Source organism: Dysgonomonas sp. ZJ709, from assembly GCF_011039195.1.
In the GTDB taxonomy this organism is placed as follows: domain Bacteria; phylum Bacteroidota; class Bacteroidia; order Bacteroidales; family Dysgonomonadaceae; genus Dysgonomonas.
Genome location: NZ_JAAKEM010000012.1, coordinates 100280 through 123118, shown reverse-complemented (window position 1 = coordinate 123118; position 22839 = coordinate 100280). Strand labels below are relative to the sequence as shown.

At 38.0% G+C, this 22839-nt stretch carries 15 protein-coding genes; 8 read left to right on the top strand and 7 right to left on the bottom strand.

Annotation, left to right across the window (positions count from 1 at the left end; genetic code table 11):
• Positions 1-197: 197 nt before the first annotated feature.
• The 4 genes from G7Y56_RS10170 to G7Y56_RS10155 all read right to left on the bottom strand — a co-directional run bounded on the left by G7Y56_RS10170 (position 198) and on the right by G7Y56_RS10155 (position 4516).
• Positions 198-632, bottom strand: coding sequence for a PaaI family thioesterase (locus tag G7Y56_RS10170; RefSeq protein ID WP_165043202.1), 435 nt, complete (start codon positions 630-632; stop codon positions 198-200).
• A 97-nt stretch (positions 633-729) separates the two neighbouring features.
• The gene (locus tag G7Y56_RS10165; RefSeq protein ID WP_165043200.1) at positions 730-3081 is read right to left on the bottom strand and encodes a GH92 family glycosyl hydrolase; all 2352 of its coding nucleotides are present in this window, start codon (positions 3079-3081) and stop codon (positions 730-732) included.
• Positions 3082-3138: 57 nt separating this feature from the next.
• On the bottom strand, positions 3139-3957 hold the full coding sequence (locus G7Y56_RS10160) for a hypothetical protein (RefSeq protein ID WP_165043199.1): 819 nt from the start codon (positions 3955-3957) through the stop codon (positions 3139-3141).
• A 22-nt stretch (positions 3958-3979) separates the two neighbouring features.
• On the bottom strand, positions 3980-4516 hold the full coding sequence (locus G7Y56_RS10155; RefSeq protein WP_165043197.1) for a Hint domain-containing protein: 537 nt from the start codon (positions 4514-4516) through the stop codon (positions 3980-3982).
• Between the two features lie 176 nt (positions 4517-4692).
• On the opposite strand from G7Y56_RS10155, the gene G7Y56_RS10150 reads away from it, so the two are divergent.
• Together G7Y56_RS10150 and G7Y56_RS10145 are read left to right on the top strand one after the other, a co-directional pair.
• A complete protein-coding gene (locus G7Y56_RS10150) occupies positions 4693-5736 on the top strand; it encodes an AI-2E family transporter (RefSeq protein ID WP_165020709.1) in 1044 nt (347 codons plus the stop codon).
• A gap of 29 nt (positions 5737-5765) precedes the next feature.
• Entirely contained in the window at positions 5766-6938 is a 1173-nt protein-coding gene (locus G7Y56_RS10145; protein ID WP_165043196.1) for an esterase, read from the top strand.
• 179 nt (positions 6939-7117) lie between these two features.
• Here the strand turns inward: G7Y56_RS10145 and G7Y56_RS10140 are convergent, their stop codons facing one another.
• A complete protein-coding gene (locus tag G7Y56_RS10140) occupies positions 7118-9655 on the bottom strand; it encodes a S9 family peptidase (RefSeq protein ID WP_165043194.1) in 2538 nt (845 codons plus the stop codon).
• A 169-nt stretch (positions 9656-9824) separates the two neighbouring features.
• On the opposite strand from G7Y56_RS10140, the gene G7Y56_RS10135 reads away from it, so the two are divergent.
• The 6 genes from G7Y56_RS10135 to G7Y56_RS10110 all read left to right on the top strand — a co-directional run bounded on the left by G7Y56_RS10135 (position 9825) and on the right by G7Y56_RS10110 (position 19996).
• Complete coding sequence (locus G7Y56_RS10135; protein WP_165043192.1) at positions 9825-10235, top strand: DoxX family protein; 411 nt, start codon at positions 9825-9827, stop codon at positions 10233-10235.
• Between the two features lie 120 nt (positions 10236-10355).
• Positions 10356-11426: a glycerophosphodiester phosphodiesterase family protein gene (locus G7Y56_RS10130; protein ID WP_165020713.1), complete on the top strand. Its 1071-nt coding sequence runs from the start codon at positions 10356-10358 to the stop codon at positions 11424-11426.
• A gap of 391 nt (positions 11427-11817) precedes the next feature.
• Entirely contained in the window at positions 11818-14841 is a 3024-nt protein-coding gene (locus tag G7Y56_RS10125) for a TonB-dependent receptor (protein WP_165043190.1), read from the top strand.
• A 19-nt stretch (positions 14842-14860) separates the two neighbouring features.
• Positions 14861-16480, top strand: a complete 1620-nt coding sequence (locus G7Y56_RS10120; protein ID WP_165043189.1) for a RagB/SusD family nutrient uptake outer membrane protein — start codon at positions 14861-14863, stop codon at positions 16478-16480.
• 35 nt (positions 16481-16515) lie between these two features.
• The gene (locus G7Y56_RS10115; RefSeq protein WP_255498720.1) at positions 16516-17568 is read left to right on the top strand and encodes a SusF/SusE family outer membrane protein; all 1053 of its coding nucleotides are present in this window, start codon (positions 16516-16518) and stop codon (positions 17566-17568) included.
• Between the two features lie 217 nt (positions 17569-17785).
• Positions 17786-19996, top strand: coding sequence for a glycoside hydrolase family 97 protein (locus G7Y56_RS10110; protein ID WP_165043187.1), 2211 nt, complete (start codon positions 17786-17788; stop codon positions 19994-19996).
• A gap of 110 nt (positions 19997-20106) precedes the next feature.
• On the opposite strand, the gene G7Y56_RS10105 is transcribed toward G7Y56_RS10110, so the two are convergent.
• Together G7Y56_RS10105 and G7Y56_RS10100 are read right to left on the bottom strand one after the other, a co-directional pair.
• Positions 20107-21477, bottom strand: coding sequence for an alpha-amylase family glycosyl hydrolase (locus G7Y56_RS10105; RefSeq protein WP_165043185.1), 1371 nt, complete (start codon positions 21475-21477; stop codon positions 20107-20109).
• Between the two features lie 18 nt (positions 21478-21495).
• Positions 21496-22836, bottom strand: a complete 1341-nt coding sequence (locus tag G7Y56_RS10100) for an SLC45 family MFS transporter (RefSeq protein ID WP_165043183.1) — start codon at positions 22834-22836, stop codon at positions 21496-21498.
• Between the last annotated feature and the right edge of the window lie 3 nt (positions 22837-22839).

The window sequence follows — 22839 nt, the reverse complement described above, 5'->3', positions numbered from 1 at the left end:
ATTGGATAGACAGATTGATTACAGAAGTCAGTAAATGGTCAGAATAGATTTATGATTTAAAAATAGAGGTAAAATAACAACATACAACCATGACCTAAAAATTGGGTTAAGTTTGTATGTTGTTACCGCTATTTATTATCTAAGATAAAGATAGTACTAAAAGGTTTAATCCGTATGCCGATTTTTTGATTACTCTTTTAGTTCTTTTTAGTGTATATAACCTTTTTTACCACAGCGTTTGTTATGCGGATAGTCGAAACCAGCCTGCCTGTTGTTTCCGAAATGACATCCACATTCCACACGTGAGTTGCTTTGCCTTTGTGTTGTATAGTTCCGATGGCACGTACAGTATCGCCCATAGGTGCGGTCGATATGTGGCTGGCACTTATCTGCATACCAAAGCAGCGCTCATCTGCTGCACATAATACATTCGACCCTACGCCTGCTACCGATTCGGCTAATGTTATAGTCGCTCCGCCATGCAGTACCCCCATGGTCTGAGTATGATATTGAGACACATGCATTGTTGCCTCTAATGTATTCGGATCTTCTGTTTCGATGAAAAATATATCGAGCGTTTCCATCAAAGTGTTTTTAATATGCTCTTTTACTTGATTAGTATCTATTTTCATTTCTTTATAAGAATATTTATATGCACAAATGTAAAAATAAAACAATTGAGCCGTGATATCTTATCGATACCACGGCTCAAATTTATATTAATTTCACTTATTTTCTAGGCTCAGGTCCCATTTTTAATTTAAGCGTACCACCATTTACGATAGCGGAAAACGGAACTCTCAGACTTTCGTCAGGTTTTCCATTGAGAATGGCTTCTTGTATATAGATGTTTTGTTTCGAGTTATTCTCAACCTCTATTACAAATTCACCTTTCCTTATGTTTTCCGGCAATTTGATTGTTATTTTATCAAATAACGGACTGCCGATTTGGAATGACGGATCGGGTGCAGTTAGTCCTTTTACATCGAACAAACCAATTCCGGCCATAACATACCAGGCTCCTAGTTGGCCTTGGTCTTCGTCTTGTCCGTAACCATATCCGTGAATACCTTCTGTTCCATAGAACTCGTCACAGATTGCACGTACCCATTTTTGAGTTAGGTCAGGACGTCCTGAAAAGTTGAATAACCACGAAATATGTAGGTTGGGCTGATTACCCTGATTGTACAATCCTTCTAATCCGGCAAAAGCATCGATGTTTGTTCCGCCACCGAATATATTTTTTTGCGACACGGTGAATATGCTATCCAGACGGCTGTTAAATTCGTCTTTTCCAATAAGCTCTACCAATTCTTCAGCATCATGAGGGACATAGAATGTATATTGCCATGCATTACCTTCTTGAAATCCTGTCCAAGGTTTAGTCGGGTCGAAGTCTTTAATAAATTCACCCTTTTCGTCGCGAGGTCTCATGAATTTAGTAGATGGATCGTATACTAATTTCCATCCTTTCGACAATTTCATTAATTGCTCATAATCATCTGTTTTTCCTAATTCTTTAGCCATTTGAGCAACAGCATAGCTACTGAACGAATATTCGAGGGTGTGTGATGTTCCGAATGGAGAACCTTCGGTTGTCAGCTCTTCCATACCCGGCTTGCTAACTATATATGGAGCATAGCCACGTTTAACAAAAGCTCCGACATCCATTTTGCCTGCTCCGGGAATACGACCTTCATAGCCTAATTCGTTTTTGCGGGCAGCTTCATATCCTAGTTCCACATCGAAGTTGCGGATACCAACATTATATGCGGCTGCGATGGCTAAACTGGTAAAGTTTGTACCTACTCCCGAAACATATTTACTTGTAGCGATACCATCGCCTAACCAACCTGCATCTTTATATACAAGTAGTTGGCTCTGTACCCAATCGGCATAATATTCAGGGTATGCAAGAGCCCATAGTTGGGTTAGATTCCAGAATGCGCCCCATATAGCATCTGTGTTGTAATGGTTGTGAATAGGAAGACCGTTTGCATCGAGTGCTATCTGACCTACTGTTCCGTCATTTTTTGGATAAGCTCCATTTACGTCGTTGGCCAGACCACGACCAAGTAGGGCATGAAATAACCCGGTGTAGAATTTCACCTTATCGTCTTCCGTGCCGCCTTCTACTTTAATGCGGTTCAAATAGTCATTCCAAGTACCGATAGCTTGTTCTTTAGCTTGATCGAAAGCAAGATCTTTTGCCTCTTTCTCGAGATTTAGTCGCGCATTTTCGATAGAAGTATACGACAATCCTACTTTGATATTAACAGCTTCGTTAGCTTTAGTATCGAATGTGAGGTATAAACCGGCTCCTATGCCTTGAATATCTTTTTGTCCGGCTGTGGGAATGCTATCGATAAATGTTCCATAGGCAGTAGGTTGTTTGTCTATTACACCTGAGAAATACATACTAACAGTAGCTTCCTGCTGATATTTCTTTACATATTCGGGTTTAGTCGTTACATATCCTTCGATGCGACCATCTTCGAAATATGTTATTTTAGCATCTTGTACGGCACCACTTTCACCCTGACGGTGACCGATATCGAAAATGATATTAGACTCTTTCGATTCAGGGAAGGTATATCTGTGAAAACCAACACGATCAGTTGCCGTTAGCTCGGCTTTTACATTGTAATCTTTTAGCAATACACTATAATAACCCGAAGTTGCAAATTCGTCTTTTCTATCAAAATTAGAACGGTAACCGTCCTCTGGGTTTTCTAATTTTCCCGGCTTGGTTTGTAAAGCTCCAACCGTTGGTGCAAAAACTACTCCTCCGATTTGAAATTCGTGAAAGTTGGCAAAGCCTTCTATCGATGTATGGCGATCGTCGTAGCCAACAGCCTCCCAGCCCCACTTGTTTCCATAATGACCATCGGTAGACGGTGCTAGCTTAGCCATCCCGAAAGGTTTGGCGCCAGGTGTGTAAAAGAACCAGCGACTATGGGCCGTGCCGATATTCGGCTTTACGTACTGTGTTAAATCAGGTTTCTGGGCATCAGCTTGTTTGTCCTTACATCCTACAAGGACCAGACCAGCTAAAGCTACAGAGAAAAAAAGTTTTTTCATGATGTCAGTTTAATTATATTATTGTGTGAAATTATAAGTCTAGATTATTGTATTATTTTAGATTTCACCATCAAACATTTGATAGTTATATTTCTCCTTACGTATTGGTTTTCCCTTTGCATCAAGGGTTACAACCTCTTCTGTCAGGCCACTATCCAGATAAGTGGTTTTTCGGTGTGTAATTTTTGGTGCATCTTCTAATATGAAACTTTCATATAGAAAATCTATTTCGTCGCCGTTTTTATTATGCAATATTGTTTCACGAGCGATTAATTTGCCTTCCAGATTCTTACTTTCAAATATATGTAGAAGTTTATCGTCATTTATTCGCTGTTTGTAAACAGTATCTGTATTAGAACGGGTTGTCATGTCTTTTAACCCGATTTCATCATAGAGACAAGTTACTTTATATTCTAATTGATTGTTTTGATCGAAGCGTGTTACAAGGGTGTCCCGACCTTGGCTATTGCGGTAACTTATTACTTTTGCATAGAGTTTCGAATCTTTATTGAGGAGACTATCTATTTTTTGATTGTTGAAATAAGATGTTTGGATAACAGATAGTACACCCTTTGTTGCACTGCTAATTGTTGTTCTGACAAGTAGGGTATCATTGTATTCATAAGTACTTGTTTGCCCTATATCGGAAGCGAATTCTTTGAGAATGTTTCCATAGTTGTCAAATTCAACCGATTTATTTATTCTTCCAATATTTTCCTCTACACCATTGGAATCAATATCGTATGTAGTTACGTTATAGCTCTGAACATTGAGTCGGGCATATATATTATTCCTGTTACTCCTACTTTCATTGTCACAACTTATCCATGTTATGCAGAATGTTAAGATAAATAAATAGAGTGTTGTTCTTTTCATTTTAAGGTTACTTAAATTGTGTTTATTCTTGTCCTACTAGAAAACTATTAGCGATGAAAGCCCCGTCCCCTTCCAGTTCGAGCGAATAAGTCTTTGTTGGAGTAGTTATTCCCTCTATCGATTTGATTGTTGAATAATTAGTGGTTACAATATCGTAATAAAGCAGATTGTCACCTATATTATATTGTTCTACATCGTCGTAACGTTTATAGGATTTAGTACGATTCGGATCAAGCGATTTCCATCCATTAGTCGATAGAAAAGGATGATCGTAAGTAGTTAATATCTGCATATCGTTTGCTAGTGTAATACGAATCAAACGGGAATGCATAACGCTATATACCTTTTTTACTTTGGAAGTCGAATATTTTTGTGTTTCGACATCGAACGACATGATACTATCTCCCACTTGTATATTTTCAATGTCTTTCATCGTGTCGTCCCACATTCTTATTTGTGTGCCCGCCGCTAAACAATGAGAGACAACGTTGTCGCTTTGAGCTGTTATAGTTATGCAGAGAAAACTGGTGATGATAAATAACAAAGCCTTGTTTGTCATATAAATAATATTTGATACTATTTACAAAGATAGGAAGTATATTGTGAAATCCTTCTTGTGTGTATTTAGATTTTACCACTATAAATGTATATTATGGAATGTTGTGAACATATTTTATAAATATTATGTTAACTTAATAGCTTAAATAAACAATCTGAAATTTTAAATAAACACCAATGACTATAAAAGAAAAATACTGGAGGTATTCCCTCGTTATCCTTATTATAATATTAGGGTTTCTTATCTTTCGCGAGTCTTTGCCATTTCTTAGCGGCTTTCTTGGGGCTTTTACTGTATATATATTAGTACGTAAGCAAATGATGCGTTTGACTGAGAAAAGAAAATGGCGAAAAAGTCTGGCTGCCATAGTAATTCTCGGTGAGGTATTGTTATGCTTCCTTGTTCCGGCATTCGTTGCTATTTGGTTAATAATAAATCAACTACAAAGCATTCATCTTGATCCGGCTGCATTCATAGCTAGTATTCAGCAATTTGTAGATCTAATTCATACAAAGACAGGATATAACCTGCTTGCCAGTGATAATATATCGACTATGGCCTCTTTTATTACCTCTGCAGGACAAATGGTAGTGGGGCAGATAAGTACTTTCGTTATCAATGCTGTTGTTATGCTATTTTTGCTCTATTTTATGCTTATAGGTGGCAGACAAATGGAATCTTATCTTTATGATGTTATGCCGTTCGAAGAGAAGGATAGGGGGCGTGTATTGGGCGAGATGAAAATGATGGTTACTTCCAATGCTATCGGTATTCCTTTACTGGCTGTGATTCAGGGGGCAATTGCAGGAATCGGTTATTTTATATTCGGTGCACCTAATCCTGTATTATTTGCTTTCCTTACTTGCTTTGCAACCATTATTCCTTTGTTAGGTACTGCTTTGGTATGGTTTCCTTTGGCTGCCTATTTAGCTATGACGGGAGACTGGGGTTCTGCTATTGGATTAGCAGCTTATGCACTGATTATTATTACCAATATTGATAATCTGATTCGTTTCTTATTGCAGAAAAAAATGGCCGATACTCACCCGTTGATCACTGTATTTGGTGTTATAATAGGTCTGTCTTTATTCGGTTTTTGGGGTGTGATATTCGGACCTTTGTTGTTATCTGTGTTTGCATTATTCTTTAATATGTTTAAAGAAAAATATATCGATGAAAAGGGAAAACGATCAGAAAAAATCATATTAAAAGAAGAATAAACCGGTTTCGACCTTAAAACTAATATGTCATGAAAAAAAGTATATTTATTTTAGTTTCTTGTTTGATGCTTTTTGGTGTCAAAACCTTCTCTCAGCAAGCTCTGTGGGGAGGTAGTGATATTGTGTCGCCTGAGGTTCATGCAGATAATACTGTAACATTTCGGGTGCTGGCTCCCGATGCAAAAGATGTGAGGCTTACAGGAGATTGGGTTCCGAGTGGAGACTGGACCCCTGCAACGGTAGAGCTGAAAAAAGACGAGAAGGGGCTATGGACATATACTACAGAGGTAATGTCTTCGGATCTATACAGCTATTCTTTTTTTATAGATGGCTTAAGATCAAATGATGCTAATAATGTATTCCTTAATAGGGATGTATCTACCATTTCGAATATATTTATAGTCGGTAATGGAGTCGGCGACCTATATAAAGTGAACAAGGTTCCTCATGGTTCGGTTACGCGTCGTTGGTACGATTCGCCGGGAAACGATATGACACGACGGATAACGATTTATACACCTCCCGGTTATGAAACAAGTAAAGATAAATATCCGGTGCTTTATTTATTGCATGGTATGGGCGGAGACGAAGAAGCTTGGATGGCATTGGGACGTGCTTCTCAAATATTAGATAATCTTATAGCTCAGGGTAAGGCTAAACCCATGATTGTTGTAATGACAAATGGCAATGTTGTGCAAGAGGCTGCTCCCGGTGAGTCGAGCCTTGGATTTTACAAACCTATATCACGATTACCCCATACCATGGATGGTAAAATGGAAGAAACTTTTCCTGATGTTATCAAATTTGTAGAAAATAATTATCGCGTACAAGCTGATAAATCGGGGCGTGCGATTGCCGGTTTATCAATGGGTGGATTTCATTCATTACATATTTCACATTATTATCCCAATACTTTCGATTACATCGGGTTATTTTCTCCGGCTATCGACCCGATCGGTGATGCAAACTCTCCTGTATACGATGATGCAGAGGATGCTATCAGAACACAAATGCAAAATGGTTACAAACTTTACTGGATTGGTATTGGCAAGACTGATTTTTTGTATAAGGACGTTGAGCGATATCGAGGTCAATTGGATGGCTTAGGCATGAAGTATATATATCATGAAAGTGAAGGAGGGCATACATGGAGTAATTGGCGCAATTATTTGACTGATTTTGTGCCTCAGTTATTTAAGTAATATTATGTAATAAAAAAGGATGTATCACAAGTGATTTTTTCGAGTGAATCTGTCATCCTGAACGGAGAGAAGGATCTCCCGATGTAGGTCGGGATTCTTCACTTCGTTCAGAATAACAAAAGAGTGTAACACTTTGACGGTGTACTTTTAGTTATAATACATCCTCTTTTTTCATCTTTCTATTTCTTCGGATACATATTATCCCACCACGAACTATCGTCTTTCAGCCATTTGTCGAACCATGCAAATATTGAATTACTCCATTCTATGCGACGTGTGTAATTCGCGATTCCATGGTTTTCACCTTTCACCTGTATAAACTCGGTAGGCTTACCTAATATCTTTAAAGCTGTATACATCTGAATACTTTCGCCGATAGGCACATTGGTATCGTCTGTTCCATGTGTAAATAATATCGGTGTATTTACTTTATCCGCATTAAACAATGGGCTTTGTTTCACATACATTTCCTGATTATTCCATGGATAGCTGTGTGCACTAGCTCCCGAACTATATGTGTATCCCCAGTATCCCTCGCCCCAATAACTACTTATGGAGCTAATTCCGGCATGTGATACTGCTGCTGCAAACAAATCGGTTTGAGTCTGTAGATACATGGTCATGAATCCGCCATAAGACGCTCCTACACAACCAATTTTCTTGTCATTTACGAAAGAATGTTCTTTCATAAACTGTTTGGTTCCTTCTATAATGTCTTCGGCAGTACGTTTACCCCATGCATTGACATGCAGAGCCGAGAATTTTTGCCCGAAGCCGATCGCTCCACTCGGTTGAATAACATATACTACATATCCTAGTGCTGCATATACATGTGGAGGATAAGCCCCTTCGAGCGCACGCGAAGTCGGAGTTGTTCCCCCATAATAATAGACAATCATAGGATATTTTTTTGCAGCATCGAAGTTTGGAGGTAAGAAGTAACTTCCGATAATCTCTTCTCCGGCAGAACTCTTAAAACTCCAGTCTTTTACTTGCCCCAGTTCTAGAATAGCCAATCTTTCTTTATAAGGGTCTGATATTAATGTCGATTGCTGGCTCTTTAGGTCATAGCTATATGCTCTTGTCGAATTTGATTGACTAACTCCTACATAAGCACCGATCGGGGCATTGTCAGCTAAAACAAATGTGCGGACAACATCTTCTTTCATTGGTAGATGTGTGTATGATTTAGTTGTAGGGTTGTAGCGATATATGTTTACATAATCTTTATCCGTAGTGCGGAAATAGATCATATTATCTTTCTTATTCCAAAAAAGATCGTCTATACTTGGATTAAATTCTTTTGTAATAGGATCGATTTTCTTTGTATTTAAGTCCATAATAAAAGCTTGCCCATCATAGCTATTGGCTATTTGTCCTTCATTTATATTTAACCCGATGCCTCCGAACGCTTCGGCAGAACCGGATATCAATATTTTTGCAGCATCAGGTGAAAATAAGGCTCTGTGTGCGAATCCTTGATCTGTCCACAAAGTATCCACATTCATTGTTGCTAAATCGAATTTGAACATTGAGTATTTTCGGAATGGACGTTCGGTAATAGCTTCATCGGCGAACGAAAATAGGATTTGTTTCGAATCGAAGCTAACATCGTTAATCCATGTTGAGCGCGAGCCAAAAGTCAATTGTTGACTTAATCCGGTTGCTATATCATATTTAAATATGGATGAACGGTTTGTATAACCCGGCTGCCTGTCTTCAGGCGAGATTAATAACTTTAAATCACTCTTCGATTCTTCTCCTTTTTCTTGTTTACTATAGAACAAGGTTTTTTCGTCGGGCGAGAAAAAAATACGCTCATCTGGAATGTCTTTTATTAGAACATTTTCTTTAAATGTGGCAGGATCTATAACAATGAGGTTTGAGTTAATATCTTCTTTCGATACATAAAATAATTTATCACTATTCGGCATCCAGCTAAGTTGCTTTTTGCTGTCATTAGTATCAATAAGAATCTGTCTGTTTGTTTTTGTATTGTAGAGTTCTGTTGTAGTTATAATTTTTTCTCCGAATGAATTTCTATACCCCAACAAAATATATTGCCCATTAGGAGATATAGATATATTCGACACACGTTTACCTTTCATTATATCGGTAAAGTTGATAGGGCGTTTATCTGTATTGGCTATTGTATATGTTGTAGTAGAATCTTTGTCTTCATTTTCTATAAAAACTTTGAAGGCATCAGGTGCTTTGCTTTTTGCAGTTCCTAATATTTTGATAACAATGCGATTGGGTTGAGGGTAGGGGCTTAGTGTGGCTTTAGCTTCCTTCCCTAAATGAAGGCTGTCTTCCGTTGTCGACTTTGTAGTGATCAGCTTGTCATCTATGTATATTTCGAGCATATTAGGTGACATTACTTTCAGAGTTGGTTTTGCAAATCTGTGAGAACCTACATAGAATGAAAATAACTGGAATGTAGCTTCGTTTGTAGGCTTATCCAATGTAAAGTAACCGTCATTATTGGGCGATAGATGTTTGATGAATGCAACTTGATCAGGGATATTTAAGCTCATCTTCAATAAATCTTTTTCTGTAAATTTATTTCCTTTCAGGTTGGTTGTATCTACCTTTATCGGATTTGTGATTTTCACAGGCGCAATGGTGTATATTTCTGATATGGGTTGTTGCTTCTGTCCATAAACACTGATTGTCAGAAATAAACATATCGAAATGATGATAGCTTTTAGGTTCATAGTATGGATATTATACATATTAATGATTTTCTTAATGAGGTAAAGGTAGAAATAATTAGATCAAATTTTATCATAGCTCTTAACATCTTTTTGTATATAAATAGAATTGATACAAAACAATTTTACATGTGTTTTGTTTATGATGTGTATAAACTAAAATTAATATATAATGAAACTACTTGAAAAAAATACAGATGCAGGGATTTTAATTCTTCGATTGAGTATCGGTATACTAATGCTTCTTCATGGTATTGCCAAATTGAGTTCCGGTGCGGGAATGATAGAACAGATTGTTGTAGGCGCAGGTTTACCGTCGTTTATAGCTTATGGCGTTTATGTCGGTGAAGTTATTGCTCCCTTGTTTATTATAGCTGGCTATGGAACTAGGATAGCTGGAGCCATTTTTGCAGTTAATTGTGTGGTAGCTGCCTCATTGGCTCATAGTGCTGATATCTTTACATTAAGTCAGTCGGGAGGTTGGGCTGTCGAGTTGCTTGGCTTATATTTCTTTGGTGCTTTAGCTTTAGTATTTACCGGAGGAGGTAAGTATGCTCTAAGTCGTAAACATCTTTGGGATTAAAACCCAATTTATATATTTTATATGAAGAAGCGAAACTTACAGGTTTCGCTTCTTTTGTGTTATTCCGTTTCAGATGTTTTATCAAAACCATTATCTTTGAGTGATTAAATATTATATTTCATGAAAAAATATCTACTTATTCTGTCCGTTTTTCTAGCCGTTTCTAATTATGGAACAGCACAGTCTGTAAAATCATTATTGTCTCTCGATAATTATCATATACCTGTCGATCAGCGAGGTGCTTTGATCGCAAAAGTTGTTTCATCTGATAATTCTGAGATAAAATTGGCGAAAGATACTTCGGGTTTATTTCTGATAGACAAACAAGGTTATATCCGATTGAAGGATGATAAAGTTCTGACTGCCAAATCTCCAATGCGCTATGAAATAGAATTGAAGATTGGAAAAGAGAAAAAAACATTCGAATTGGTAAAGGACGATTTTATTCGCAATGGGGTTATTGCCCATCGTGGAGCCTGGAAACATGCCGATGTGAGCCAAAACTCGTTAGGGGCGTTGAAAAGAGCAATAGAATTAGGTTGTGCCGGTTCTGAATTAGATATATGGCTGTCAGCTGATAATAAAATAATATTGTCGCATGATCTTATTCTTTCTAATATGAATGTGGGTAACACAACGTTGGAGGTATTGAAAACAATTCAACTAAAAGGAGGCGAAACAGTTCCTACGCTTGATGAGTATATTGCCTGCGCAAAAAAACAGAATAAAACACGCTTGATTGTAGAATTAAAATCATACGGCAAAGAAAAGCAAGGGAAAGAAGACGATTCGCAAACAATAGAAGCGAGGCTTATGCGTACAATGGCTTTAACTGACTCGGTTGTTCAATCGGTTCATCGTCAAAAAGCTCAGGCTTGGGTCGAGTATATAAGCTTCGATTACGATGTTGTATTGCGTCTTCGCCAACTAGATCCGACAGTTAAAATATCGTACCTTGAAAATAACAAAAAAATAGAAGACTTGAAAGCTGCCGATATTTCAGGTATCGATTATGAACATACTAGCTTTTATCATAATCCACAATGGATAAAAGATGCACAGTCTCTTGGTTTAACAACAAATGGATGGACTGTGAATAAGAAAGAGCAAATGCAATTTCTTTTGGGTCTTGGTATCGATTACATAACTACCGATGAACCGGAACTATTACTGGATATCTTAAAAAAATAAAATGAGGTTCTTAAACTGATTTGTCGAAATTCAGTAACATTGCCTGAAAATAATATATTGCAAGAAAAAAGTCTTGGAGGAACTCTCTCCAAGACTTTTTTTGTTAGTATTTATAAAATAAAATATGTTAATTGCTTTTTGGCATAAGCAAATTGTTAATTAATACTCCCTTTTGCCACTCCTTTTAGTGGGATGCAGATTGATTGCAAACGATTGCATAACAAAAACATGTGATTCTGTTACTTGTCTAGTCCTAAACACAATTCAACTTATCATATTTGCATCATAAATCTAAGACCCATGAAAGTGTTCGAAACCTTTTCATGAGTACTTACAGTGTAGTGTATAGTGTAAATCAAATATTGTTAAGCTAATCCTTAATATTATCCACATGAAAAGGAAAACAAATCAGAAAAGTTATGCGAGAGTATTCTTATTCTTAATGATTGGAATGCTGACATTAACAAACTTGTACGCTCAAGAGGGTGCAACGATTGCTGTTAATGGAAATGTAAAAGATAATCTTGGTGAGCCTATTACAGGTGCAAGTGTTGTCGTGAAAGGTACAACTGTCGGAGCAATGACGGACATTGACGGGAATTTTCAAATCAATACACCCTCCAATTCGACTTTAGTTATTTCTTTTATTGGTTTTACAACGAAAGAAGTATCGGTAGCAGGTAAAAGATCAATCTCCGTAACGCTCGAAGAAGATGTAGCATTATTAGATGAGGTTGTAGTTATCGGCTATGGTAGTGTGAAAAAAGAAGATTTAACCGGTGCTGTTACTACTATTTCGGCAAATTCACTAGCAAGAGGTATGGCTGTAGCCGCCTCTGACCTATTGATTGGGAAAGCACCCGGTGTTAGTGTTATTAATGATGGAGGTGCTCCCGGTACAGGTGCTTCTATCCGTATTCGTGGAGGATCGTCAGTTTCGGCGAGTAATGAGCCTCTTGTTGTGATTGATGGTATACCTGTTGATAATAATGCGATCAATGGTATGGGTAATCCTTTATCTACTGTTAATCCGAACGATATAGAGAGTTTTACAGTATTGAAGGATGCTTCTGCTACTGCAATTTATGGTTCTCGTGCATCGAATGGTGTTATTATTATAACTACTAAAAAAGGACAGGCTGGTAAACCTAAGGTAGCCTATAACGGAACATTCTCAATTAGTACTAAAAAAGGTGAAATCGATGTAATGGATGCAGGCCGATTCCGCAACTATGTAACAGAAGTATTCGGTGCAGGTAGTGAGCAGGTAAAAGCTCTAGGTTCTGCTTCAACAAACTGGCAGGATGCAATTTTCCGCACATCATTCAGTAACGACCATAATATAAGTGTTGCCGGTGCTGCGAATATGTTGCCTTACCGTGTTTCACTGGGATATACTAAAGAGAATGGTATCTTAAAAACATCTACTATGGATCGTTGGACCGGATCAATTAATTTGAGCCCTAAATTCTTCGATGATAAGTTGAGTGTACAATTAAACGTAAAAGGTGTTTATAATACAAACGTATTTGCAGACAAAGGAGCCATTGGTGCCGCAGCTGAATTTGATCCTACTCAACCTATTTACAGCAACGATAGTAAATATGGCAATGGATATTACATGTATTTGAAAGAAGACGGTACACCTATCGATATAGGTTTGACTAATCCAGTAGCTTTTCTTAATCAGAAACACGATGAGTCAACTGTAAAAAGAAGCCTCGGTAATGTTCAGTTCGACTATAAAATGCACTTCTTACCAGAACTACGTGCAAATTTAAATCTCGGTTACGATGTCTCTAGTAGTAAAGGAGATGTGACTATTGAAGATAATTCTCCGATGAGTTGGGTGCAAGGTAATTTTAAAGAAGGATGGGGAGATAATAGACATTATACTCAGCTAAAACGCAGTTTGTTAATGGAATTCTATCTTAATTATGCGAAAGAGATCGGTAAGCATCGTTTTGATGTACTGGGCGGTTATTCATGGCAAGAATTCTATAGAAAAGATACAAACATATACCCTTACTCATCAACAGTTGCTCAGCAAAAAGATGCAACATTCTACAAAGAAGGTGATTCTTACGAGTCTGAAAACTATTTGATATCCTTCTTCGGTCGTGCAAATTATACATTCGACAATCGTTATTTATTCACAGCTACTTTACGTAGAGATGGTTCGTCTCGTTTCAATGAAGATAATCGTTGGGGATTATTCCCTTCTGCAGCATTAGCATGGAGAATCAACGAAGAATCGTTTATGAAGGATCAAACTTTATTCTCAGATTTGAAGCTGCGTTTGGGTTATGGTATTACAGGTCAACAAAATCTTGGTTCGGATGTCGGGGATTATCCACATCTGGCGAGATATAAATATAGTAAACCGGGTGCTAATTACTTCTGGGGCGACGAGAAAGTTCAAGTACTTCGACCAGAGGCATATGACAAAGGCTTAAAATGGGAAGAAACTACGACTTATAACGTCGGTGTTGACTATGGATTCTTAGGAAATCGTATTTCAGGAGCAGTAGATGTATATTATCGCAAAACAAAAGACCTTTTAAATAAAGTTCCTATTTCGGCAGGTACAAACTTCAGTAATGTATTGCTGACTAATATGGGAGAGCTTGTAAATAAAGGTATTGAGTTTTCTGTAACAGCTCGTCCTATCGAAACCAAAGATTGGAACTGGACATTGAATTATAATGTTTCATACAATGATAATGAAATAACTAAAGTACTTGATAATCCTAATCCTGATTATGCGGGAATTATCCATGGTGGTATATCCGGAGGTACAGGAACAAATGTTTTGATTCACGCTTTAAATCATCCATTCAATTCATTCTATGTATACGAGCAGGTTTATAATAGTGATGGAAGACCGATAGAAGGAGCATTTATCGATCAAAATAAAGATGGCGTAATAGATACAAAAGATTTGATTAAATACAAAAGTGCTGCGCCGGATGTATTGATGGGTATGACTTCTCAATTGGCATATAAGAACTGGGATTTTAACTTTACAGTGCGTGCGAGTATCGGAAACTATGCTTACAACAATATACAATCGAACAGAGAAGCACATGGTGGTGCCATCATGTATGACCCGTCGGGTTTCTTGAAAAATCGTGTGAATAGTGCTGCTTATACTAACTTCAGCGACCCTCAATATCTGTCAAGTTATTACGTGCAAAATGCATCTTTCGTGCGGATGGACAATATCTCACTCGGATATACATTCGTTAATCCTGTGAAATATGTAGGTTCTATGAGGTTATATGGAACAGTGCAAAATCCATTTGTAATAACATCGTATAATGGTTTAGATCCGGAATTTAACAATGAGGGTATCGATAATAATATTTATCCACGCCCACGTATATACATGATAGGTCTTAGCCTACAATTCTAATCTTCAAAATAAAATAGATATGAAAACTATAAAATATAAATATTTGGCAATAGCGCTATTGTTTGGAGTATCAGTAGCTATGACATCATGTACGGATGATCTGGATACATTGCCCATCGATCCGAACGAACAGGTATCTGAAACTGTTTTCGGAAAAGAATTAGGAGCTTATAAATCCAGCTTAGCTAAAATTTATGCAGGATATACTATTTCAGGAAACAAAGCGGGAGATGACGAGTCGGATGTAGCCGGTGTTGACGGTGGTAGTCAGGCTTCTTTCTTACGCGGTTTGTGGAATATGCAGGAATTACCGACTGATGAAGCTCATTGTAACTGGACTGATGTTGGTATCGATAATTTCAATTACATGAACTGGAATTCAGGAAATGTATTTATCAAAGGAATGTATTACCGTCTTTATTATCAGGTGAATCTTGCGAATGAGTTTTTAAGGGAAACGACTGATGAGAAATTATCATCGCGAGGAGTTGAGGCTGATGTAAGATCAGAAATCGAGGTTTATAGAGGTGATGCCCGTTTCTTGAGAGCTCTTGCCTATTATTACCTGTTAGACATGTTCCGTGCTGTTCCTTTTGTTACGGAAAATAATGCGATAGGTAAAGAACCCCCTACACAAATTCAACCGAAAGAATTATTTACTTATATCGAAACAGAATTGTTGGAGTCTCAAGATGCTTTATTAGAACCATTCGTGGGTTATAACAATAAATATTATGGTCGCGTTACTAAAGCGGCAGCATGGTCTTTATTATCACGTTTGTATCTGAATGCAGAAACTTATACCGGAGTAAGTAAATACACAGAATGTATTACTTATAGTAGTAAAGTAATAGCAGTAGGATATGAATTAGAACCTAAGTACGAAGATATGTTTAAAGCTGATAACGGTAATTCGAAAGAAATGATTTTCCCTATTCGCTACGAAGGTGCCGATACTCAAACTTGGGGAGGAATGACATTCCTTATCTGTAGTACTGTACCATCAGCATTACAAAGCGATGTTAACGCACAAGGTGCTTGGCAGGGGAATCGTGCCCGCGTATCTCTGTTGAACGTTTTCAAAAAAGAAACCGGCTATAATGATGATACTCGTTTCTCTATGTTGAAACCCGATCTGGCTGATAATGTTGAAATAATCGACCCGACCAGATATAAGAATGGTATCCCTGTAGTTAAATATTCTAATGTGAATAAAGACGGATCTTTGCCGCCAAGTAATATTGTTTATACCGATTTTCCTTTATTCCGTTTGGGCGAAATATACTTGAATTATGCAGAGGCAGTTCTTCGCGGAGGAGCAGGCGGTAGTACATCTACAGCACTCACTTATGTAAACAATTTACGCAAGCGTGCATATAACAATTCTCCTAGTGCAAGTGTTAGCTCTATAAACGAGCAATTTATACTAGACGAGCGCGGACGTGAATTTTTCTTCGAAGCACAACGCCGTACCGATTTGGTTCGTTTCAATCAATTGACAACCGATTCATATATTTGGACATGGAAGGGTAATACCTTTAACGGAAAAAGCGTAGATAAAAGATACAATGTATACCCGATTCCTGCTGACGATATGGGTTCTAATCCGAACCTGCAACAATACGCGGACGGATATTAATTTACGAGTTATCATAAATATAATATATAAGAATTATGAAAAAACTAAATATATTTTTAATCATATCGCTTTGTCTGTTTGGATTTTATTCCTGCGATGATGATAGCAATAGGATAACGTTGAATGAAAATGATTTTGTAGCCCCTGTTTTCACACAGGAAGTTACGCAAGGATTTGAAATAACAGAAGATACAGATTTGACAGAGGTTATCGGTTCTTGGAGCTGGACTAAATCTGAATTTGGTGTACAATCTCCTTCCAGATACGAGATTGAAGTGGACACACTCGAATCTTTCGAAACATTCAAGGTATTTACAGCCACAGCCGGAACGTCTATAGAGCTGACTTATAGGGAGCTGAATAATGCCGCTATGATGTTTGTGAAAGAATCCAGAGAGATTAAACTTTATTTCCGCTTGAGAACAAGTTTGGGTACAGCAGGCGCGGATCCGGTATTTATTAGCGATACCAAATCGGTTGCATTCACTTGTTTGTATATACTACCTCTTCCGACAGAACTTTATATGACCGGCGCAGATTTTGGCGGCTGGAATTGGGATGCAGAAGGTGCTGTTAAATTAATACCAGTTAATGGTGTTGCGGGAGCATTTTGGACTATTAATTATTTTACAGGTGGTAATGGTTTTAAATGGTCACCTGATAGAGATTGGGGTACAGCTTTCGGAAAACAAGATATATCGATCGGCTTTACAAACGATGGTGACGGGAATGCTGTCGTACCGGCAGATGGTTTGTATATGGTTTATATAGATATGGCTGAAAAGAAAATAGCAATCGAACCGGCTAAGGTTTATGGTATCGGTGATGCCTTTGGCGGATGGTCGGAAGGTCAATATCCATTTACTGTGACTGATGGTAAAGCTACAATTACAACAACTGCCGCCAATAATGTTAGAATGTATGCTGCATCTTCTATTGCAACATCAGATTGGTGGACCAGAGAGTTTAATATTTTTAATGGCAAGATTGAATATAGAGGAACAGGCGGTGATCAAGCTGCTGTTCCGGTTGCAGCAGGAGCTGTTGTAACTCTTGACTTTAAAACAGGAACAGGTACGATTCAATAAATTGTAAAATAAATTCTTCATAGAAAGCGATAGGGATATTTACCTGTCGCTTTTTTTATAATGTTTTATCTGCAAACGTTTGCAACGAAAAATGCTTCATTGCATTGGGCATATAGGCATATAGCAGTATCTAATCCGTTACTTTGTATAACGGATTCTATCCGACTTCATTTAAGATGATAAATCATTAAATCACTAATTATATTAAAACAAAGCAATGAGAAAATTATTTACTCTGGTGTGTTTATGTCTTTCGGCTGGACTTATTTCAGCGCAAGATGTACAATCACCAAATGGTAATCTGAAACTATCCTTTTCGTTACACGATGGAGGAGTGCCGACATACAGTCTGACGTATAAAGGTAAAGATGTTATTAAACCCAGTAAACTGGGACTGGAGCTGAAAGATGAATCGGATAAACCTTCTGATTTCAGTGATTTTTCTATCGAACGCAAATCGAATACAGATCAGGCAAATGATAAAGTGTCTTTATTGAACGGCTTTGAAGTAACGGGAACAAAGGTCTCTACATTCGATGAAGTATGGCAACCAGTTTGGGGAGAAGTAAAAGATATTCGTAACCATTATAATGAACTTGCTGTTACTTTGAATCAAAAATCAACAGACAGGCAAATTGTACTTCGTTTCCGTGTATTCGATGACGGTCTTGGTTTCCGTTATGAATTTCCTACACAAAAGAATCTGATTTACTTTGTTATCAAAGAAGAAAAGACCCAATTTGCATTGGCAGGCGATCATAAAACATTTTGGATACCCGGTGACTATGATACGCAAGAATATAACTACACAACGTCGAATCTATCAGAAATAAGAAGCCGCTTCAAAACTGCTTATACGCCTAACGTTTCGCAAACACCATTTTCTGAAACAGGTGTACAGACTCCATTGATGATGAAGAGTTCAGACGGACTTTACATCAATATACACGAAGCAGCTTTGATAGATTATGCTTGTATGCATTTGAATCTGGATGATAAAAATATGGTCTTAGAATCGTGGTTGACTCCCGATGCCCAAGGAGCTAAAGGCTATATGCAAGCTCCGACTCAAACACCTTGGCGTACAGTAATCGTGAGTGACGATGCTCGCGATATACTAGCTTCTAAATTGACACTGAACCTGAATGACCCTTCTAAGATAGAAGATACTTCGTGGATCAAGCCTGTCAAATATATCGGTGTATGGTGGGAAATGATTACCGGAAAAAGCACATGGGCGTATACAGACGAATTGCCAAGTGTTAGATTAGGAGAAACCGATTATACAAAGACAAAACCTAACGGTAAACACGCAGCGAATACACCTAATGTGAAAAAGTATATTGATTTTGCAGCCCTTCACGGATTCGATGCCGTATTAGTCGAAGGTTGGAATATCGGATGGGAAGATTGGTTTGGTCACTCGAAAGACTATGTGTTTGATTTCGTTACTCCATATCCTGATTTCGATGTTCAGGAAATTCATAACTATGCTAAAAGTAAAGGCGTGAAAATGATGATGCATCATGAAACATCTTCTTCGGTACGCAATTATGAGCGTCACATGGAGAAAGCATATCAGTTTATGGCAGACAATGGCTATAATTCTGTAAAGAGCGGTTATGTAGGAAGTATTATTCCTCGTGGTGAATTTCATTACGGACAATGGATGGTAAATCATTATATGCATGCTTTAGAAGAAGCAGCTAAACACAAGATTATGGTAAATGCTCATGAGGCAGTGCGCCCGACAGGAGTATCTCGTACATATCCGAATCTTATCGGTAATGAATCGGCTCGCGGAACAGAATATGAAGCATTTGGCGGCAACACTCCCGATCATACCACAATTCTTCCGTTTACACGTTTGATAGGTGGTCCGATGGATTATACACCGGGTATTTTCCAAATGGATGTAAGCGCTTATAATCCCGATAATAATTCGCATGTAAATACAACTCTTGCCCGCCAATTGGCACTGTATGTTACGATGTACAGCCCATTGCAAATGGCAGCAGATTTGCCTGAAACATATAATAAATTTCTAGATGCATTTCAGTTCATCAAAGATGTTGCGATCGATTGGGACGATACAAAAATATTGGAGGCTGAACCGGGAGATTATATTACGATTGCACGTAAAGCAAAAGGATCGAATAACTGGTTTATAGGTAGTACTTGCGACGAGAATGGACGTACATCTGCTATTTCATTCGACTATCTGGATGCCGGCAAGCAATATATAGCAACTATTTATAGCGATGCTAAGGATGCTAATTATAAAACAAATCCACAGGCTTATGCTATCCGCAAGGTAATAGTTACCAATAAGTCGAAGTTATCTCAACTTTGTGCACCGGGTGGCGGATACGCTATCAGTGTAATTGAATCAGATAAAGAACAAACAAAAGGATTAAAGAAACTGTGAGGTCTATATTAGTAAGATTGTTTAGATCATAGTAATGTTTAGTTTAAATTCAAGGGCGCAGATTATTCAATCTGCGCCCTCACTGTTTGTATATAAACTAAAACTGAATGTTATTTTGTCAGTACTCTATACTCCCAAGGTTTAAGAGTTGCAGGTAGTTCTTTGATGGCTGTTCCTGTAAAGTAATCTGTAAAATTACCTCTGCCAAATCCATCGTTACTCGTATACGTAATATTCTTATCCGATAAGTTCAGCATAACAAGGATTTCTTTCCCTTCTCTTTCTCGCGAGAATATCAGCAGATTATCGTTAGCGGAAGTACTGTATCTTTTTATCTTTCCACCTTGTTCACCGGCACGCAAAGCAGGATGAGTGCGTTTTAGATTATTTAATTTTTTATAGAATTCTGTAGTTGAGTTTTCGTTCCATGACGGAACTTGGTCTTTCTCGAAGAAAGATAAACGTTTCTTTAATCCTACTTCCTGTCCGGTATATATCATCGGCATACCATTGAGAGTATAGGTAAGTACTGCAAAAGCTTCCACACCCCTTCCATAACGTTCGAATTCTGTTCCGTTCCATGAATTCTCATCGTGATTGGTAAGGAAATTCATTTTATAAGCATCACTACAAATTGTAGTATCCAGTTTTTGAATATAAGAGTAAATAGTGTCAGCATTCTTAGTCTTTTTTACTACATCAGCCATCATATGCATTAATTCCCATGAATAGTTCGCATCAAAAGCATGCTCTAACAAGTCAGAGTTTTCAGATTCGGCTAGCATAAACATTGGTTTTACACTGTCCAATTCCTTTCTGGTACTATTCCAGAAATCGGTTGGAACCTCGTGCGCCATATCGCATCTGAAACCATCGATATCGAAATCGGTAACCCAATATTTCATCGCACCAACCATTGCCGTGCGCATATCATTGTTATCGTAATTCAACTCTGCGGTGTCAGTCCAGTCGTAAGGCGAAACAATCGTGTTGGTACTGTCTTTCATGTACCAATCAGGATGTTCGGTTATCCATGCATTATCCCAGCCTGTATGATTTGCTACCCAGTCTATTATTACTTTGAATCCCATTTCGTGAGCCTTATCTACCAAGCGTTTGAAGTCTTCTTTTGTACCGAATTCGGGATTAATACCTTTGTAGTCTTTTACAGCGTAATAGCTGCCGAGTGTTCCTTTTCTATTTTTTTCTGATATAGGATGCACTGGCATAATCCAAAGTACATCCACCCCTAAGTCTTTAAGACGGGGCAAATGCTGTTCGAATGCAGCGAATGTTCCTTCTTTGGTGTATTGTCTGATATTTACTTCGTAGATTACAGCATTACGGGTCCAATCGAGGTGTTGCACGGTGCATTTTTCTTCTGTTTCTACTGTTAGATTATCATTATTGGCTTTTTGTTTACAAGATGTACCAAGCAAAACAAGGGATGCAATAATGAATAATGAAAGATTCTTTCTCATGTAATTTATTTTATGTATTTATTTTATCATTTCAGTTTCTGCTGCTTTAGGCTCTATGTCTTTTACAAACGCAACCGAAATTGCTGCTAATAACATGGACACGCCTGCGACAACAAGCATTGTGATAGAACTGCCTCCGGCAACGTATTTCAACAATAAGCCACCTGTTAATCCCGCAACAATCTGAGGAATGGTGATTGTCGCATTGAATATTCCCATATATACACCCATTTTACTTGCAGGAAGTGCTGCTGATAGAATCGCATAGGGCATAGCTAGAATGCCTGCCCAAGCAATACCAACGCCGAGCATGGAAATCAGCAACATATTTTTATCATCGAAGAAGAACATCGACACTAAGCCTAATGCACCCATTAACAGAGCAAAAGAATAAACTTTTTTACGTCCTATTTTATCGGCTATCTTTGCCATGAATATGGAAAATCCAACAGCGAATATGCCATAAATGCCACTCAATACACCATTCCAGTTTCCTGCTTCGTTATATGCTTGTGAAAGAGGGTCTTTCGTGTGCCAGACATTTTCGGCAATACCGTCGGTTGCATACACCCACATTAAGAATAATGCAAACCACGAGAAAAACTGGACAATGGATAGCTGAAGCATTGTTTTAGGAGTGCTTTTCAGAATATCGACGAACGATGTTTTTTTCTTTTCAGCCTCTGTAATATTATTATATTCTTCATACTCTTTAGGCGGATATTCTTTTACACGGAAGCATGTCCATAGCACAGCAAGTAACAATACTGCTCCTCCGAAATAAAAAGCCCAGATCACCGAAGGTGGAACCATTTCCCCTACTTTCGGTATATTTCTTATTCCGATCCATGTCAGTATAAAAGGAAGAAAGGAACCCACAACAGCCCCTATGTTTGTAAGGAAACTCTGTATCGAGTATCCTTGATTTCGTTGTTTATCGTTTACCATATCCCCAACCAGAGATCGGAATGGTTGCATGGAAACATTGAATGCACAGTCCATGAATAGCAACATACAAGCTCCGAAAAAAACGGGTGGGAAAATATGCGCTACTATTTCAGAATTGGGCATAAAAAACATGGCAATAGCAGACACTATTGCTCCAGCCAGTATAAATGGAATACGCCTGCCTAGTCTTGTCCATGTACGATCGCTCGACATTCCGATGATCGGTTGTACAATAAGTCCGGCTATGGGCGCTGCCAGCCAGAATAGCGGTAGGTGGTGAGGATCTGCCCCGAGTGCCGAAAGTATTCGGCTTGTTTGAGAACTTTGTAATGAATATCCTATTTGTATGCCTAAAAATCCGAAACTAAGATTCCAGATTTGCCAAAAGTTAAGAGTAGGTTTTTGTTTCATGGT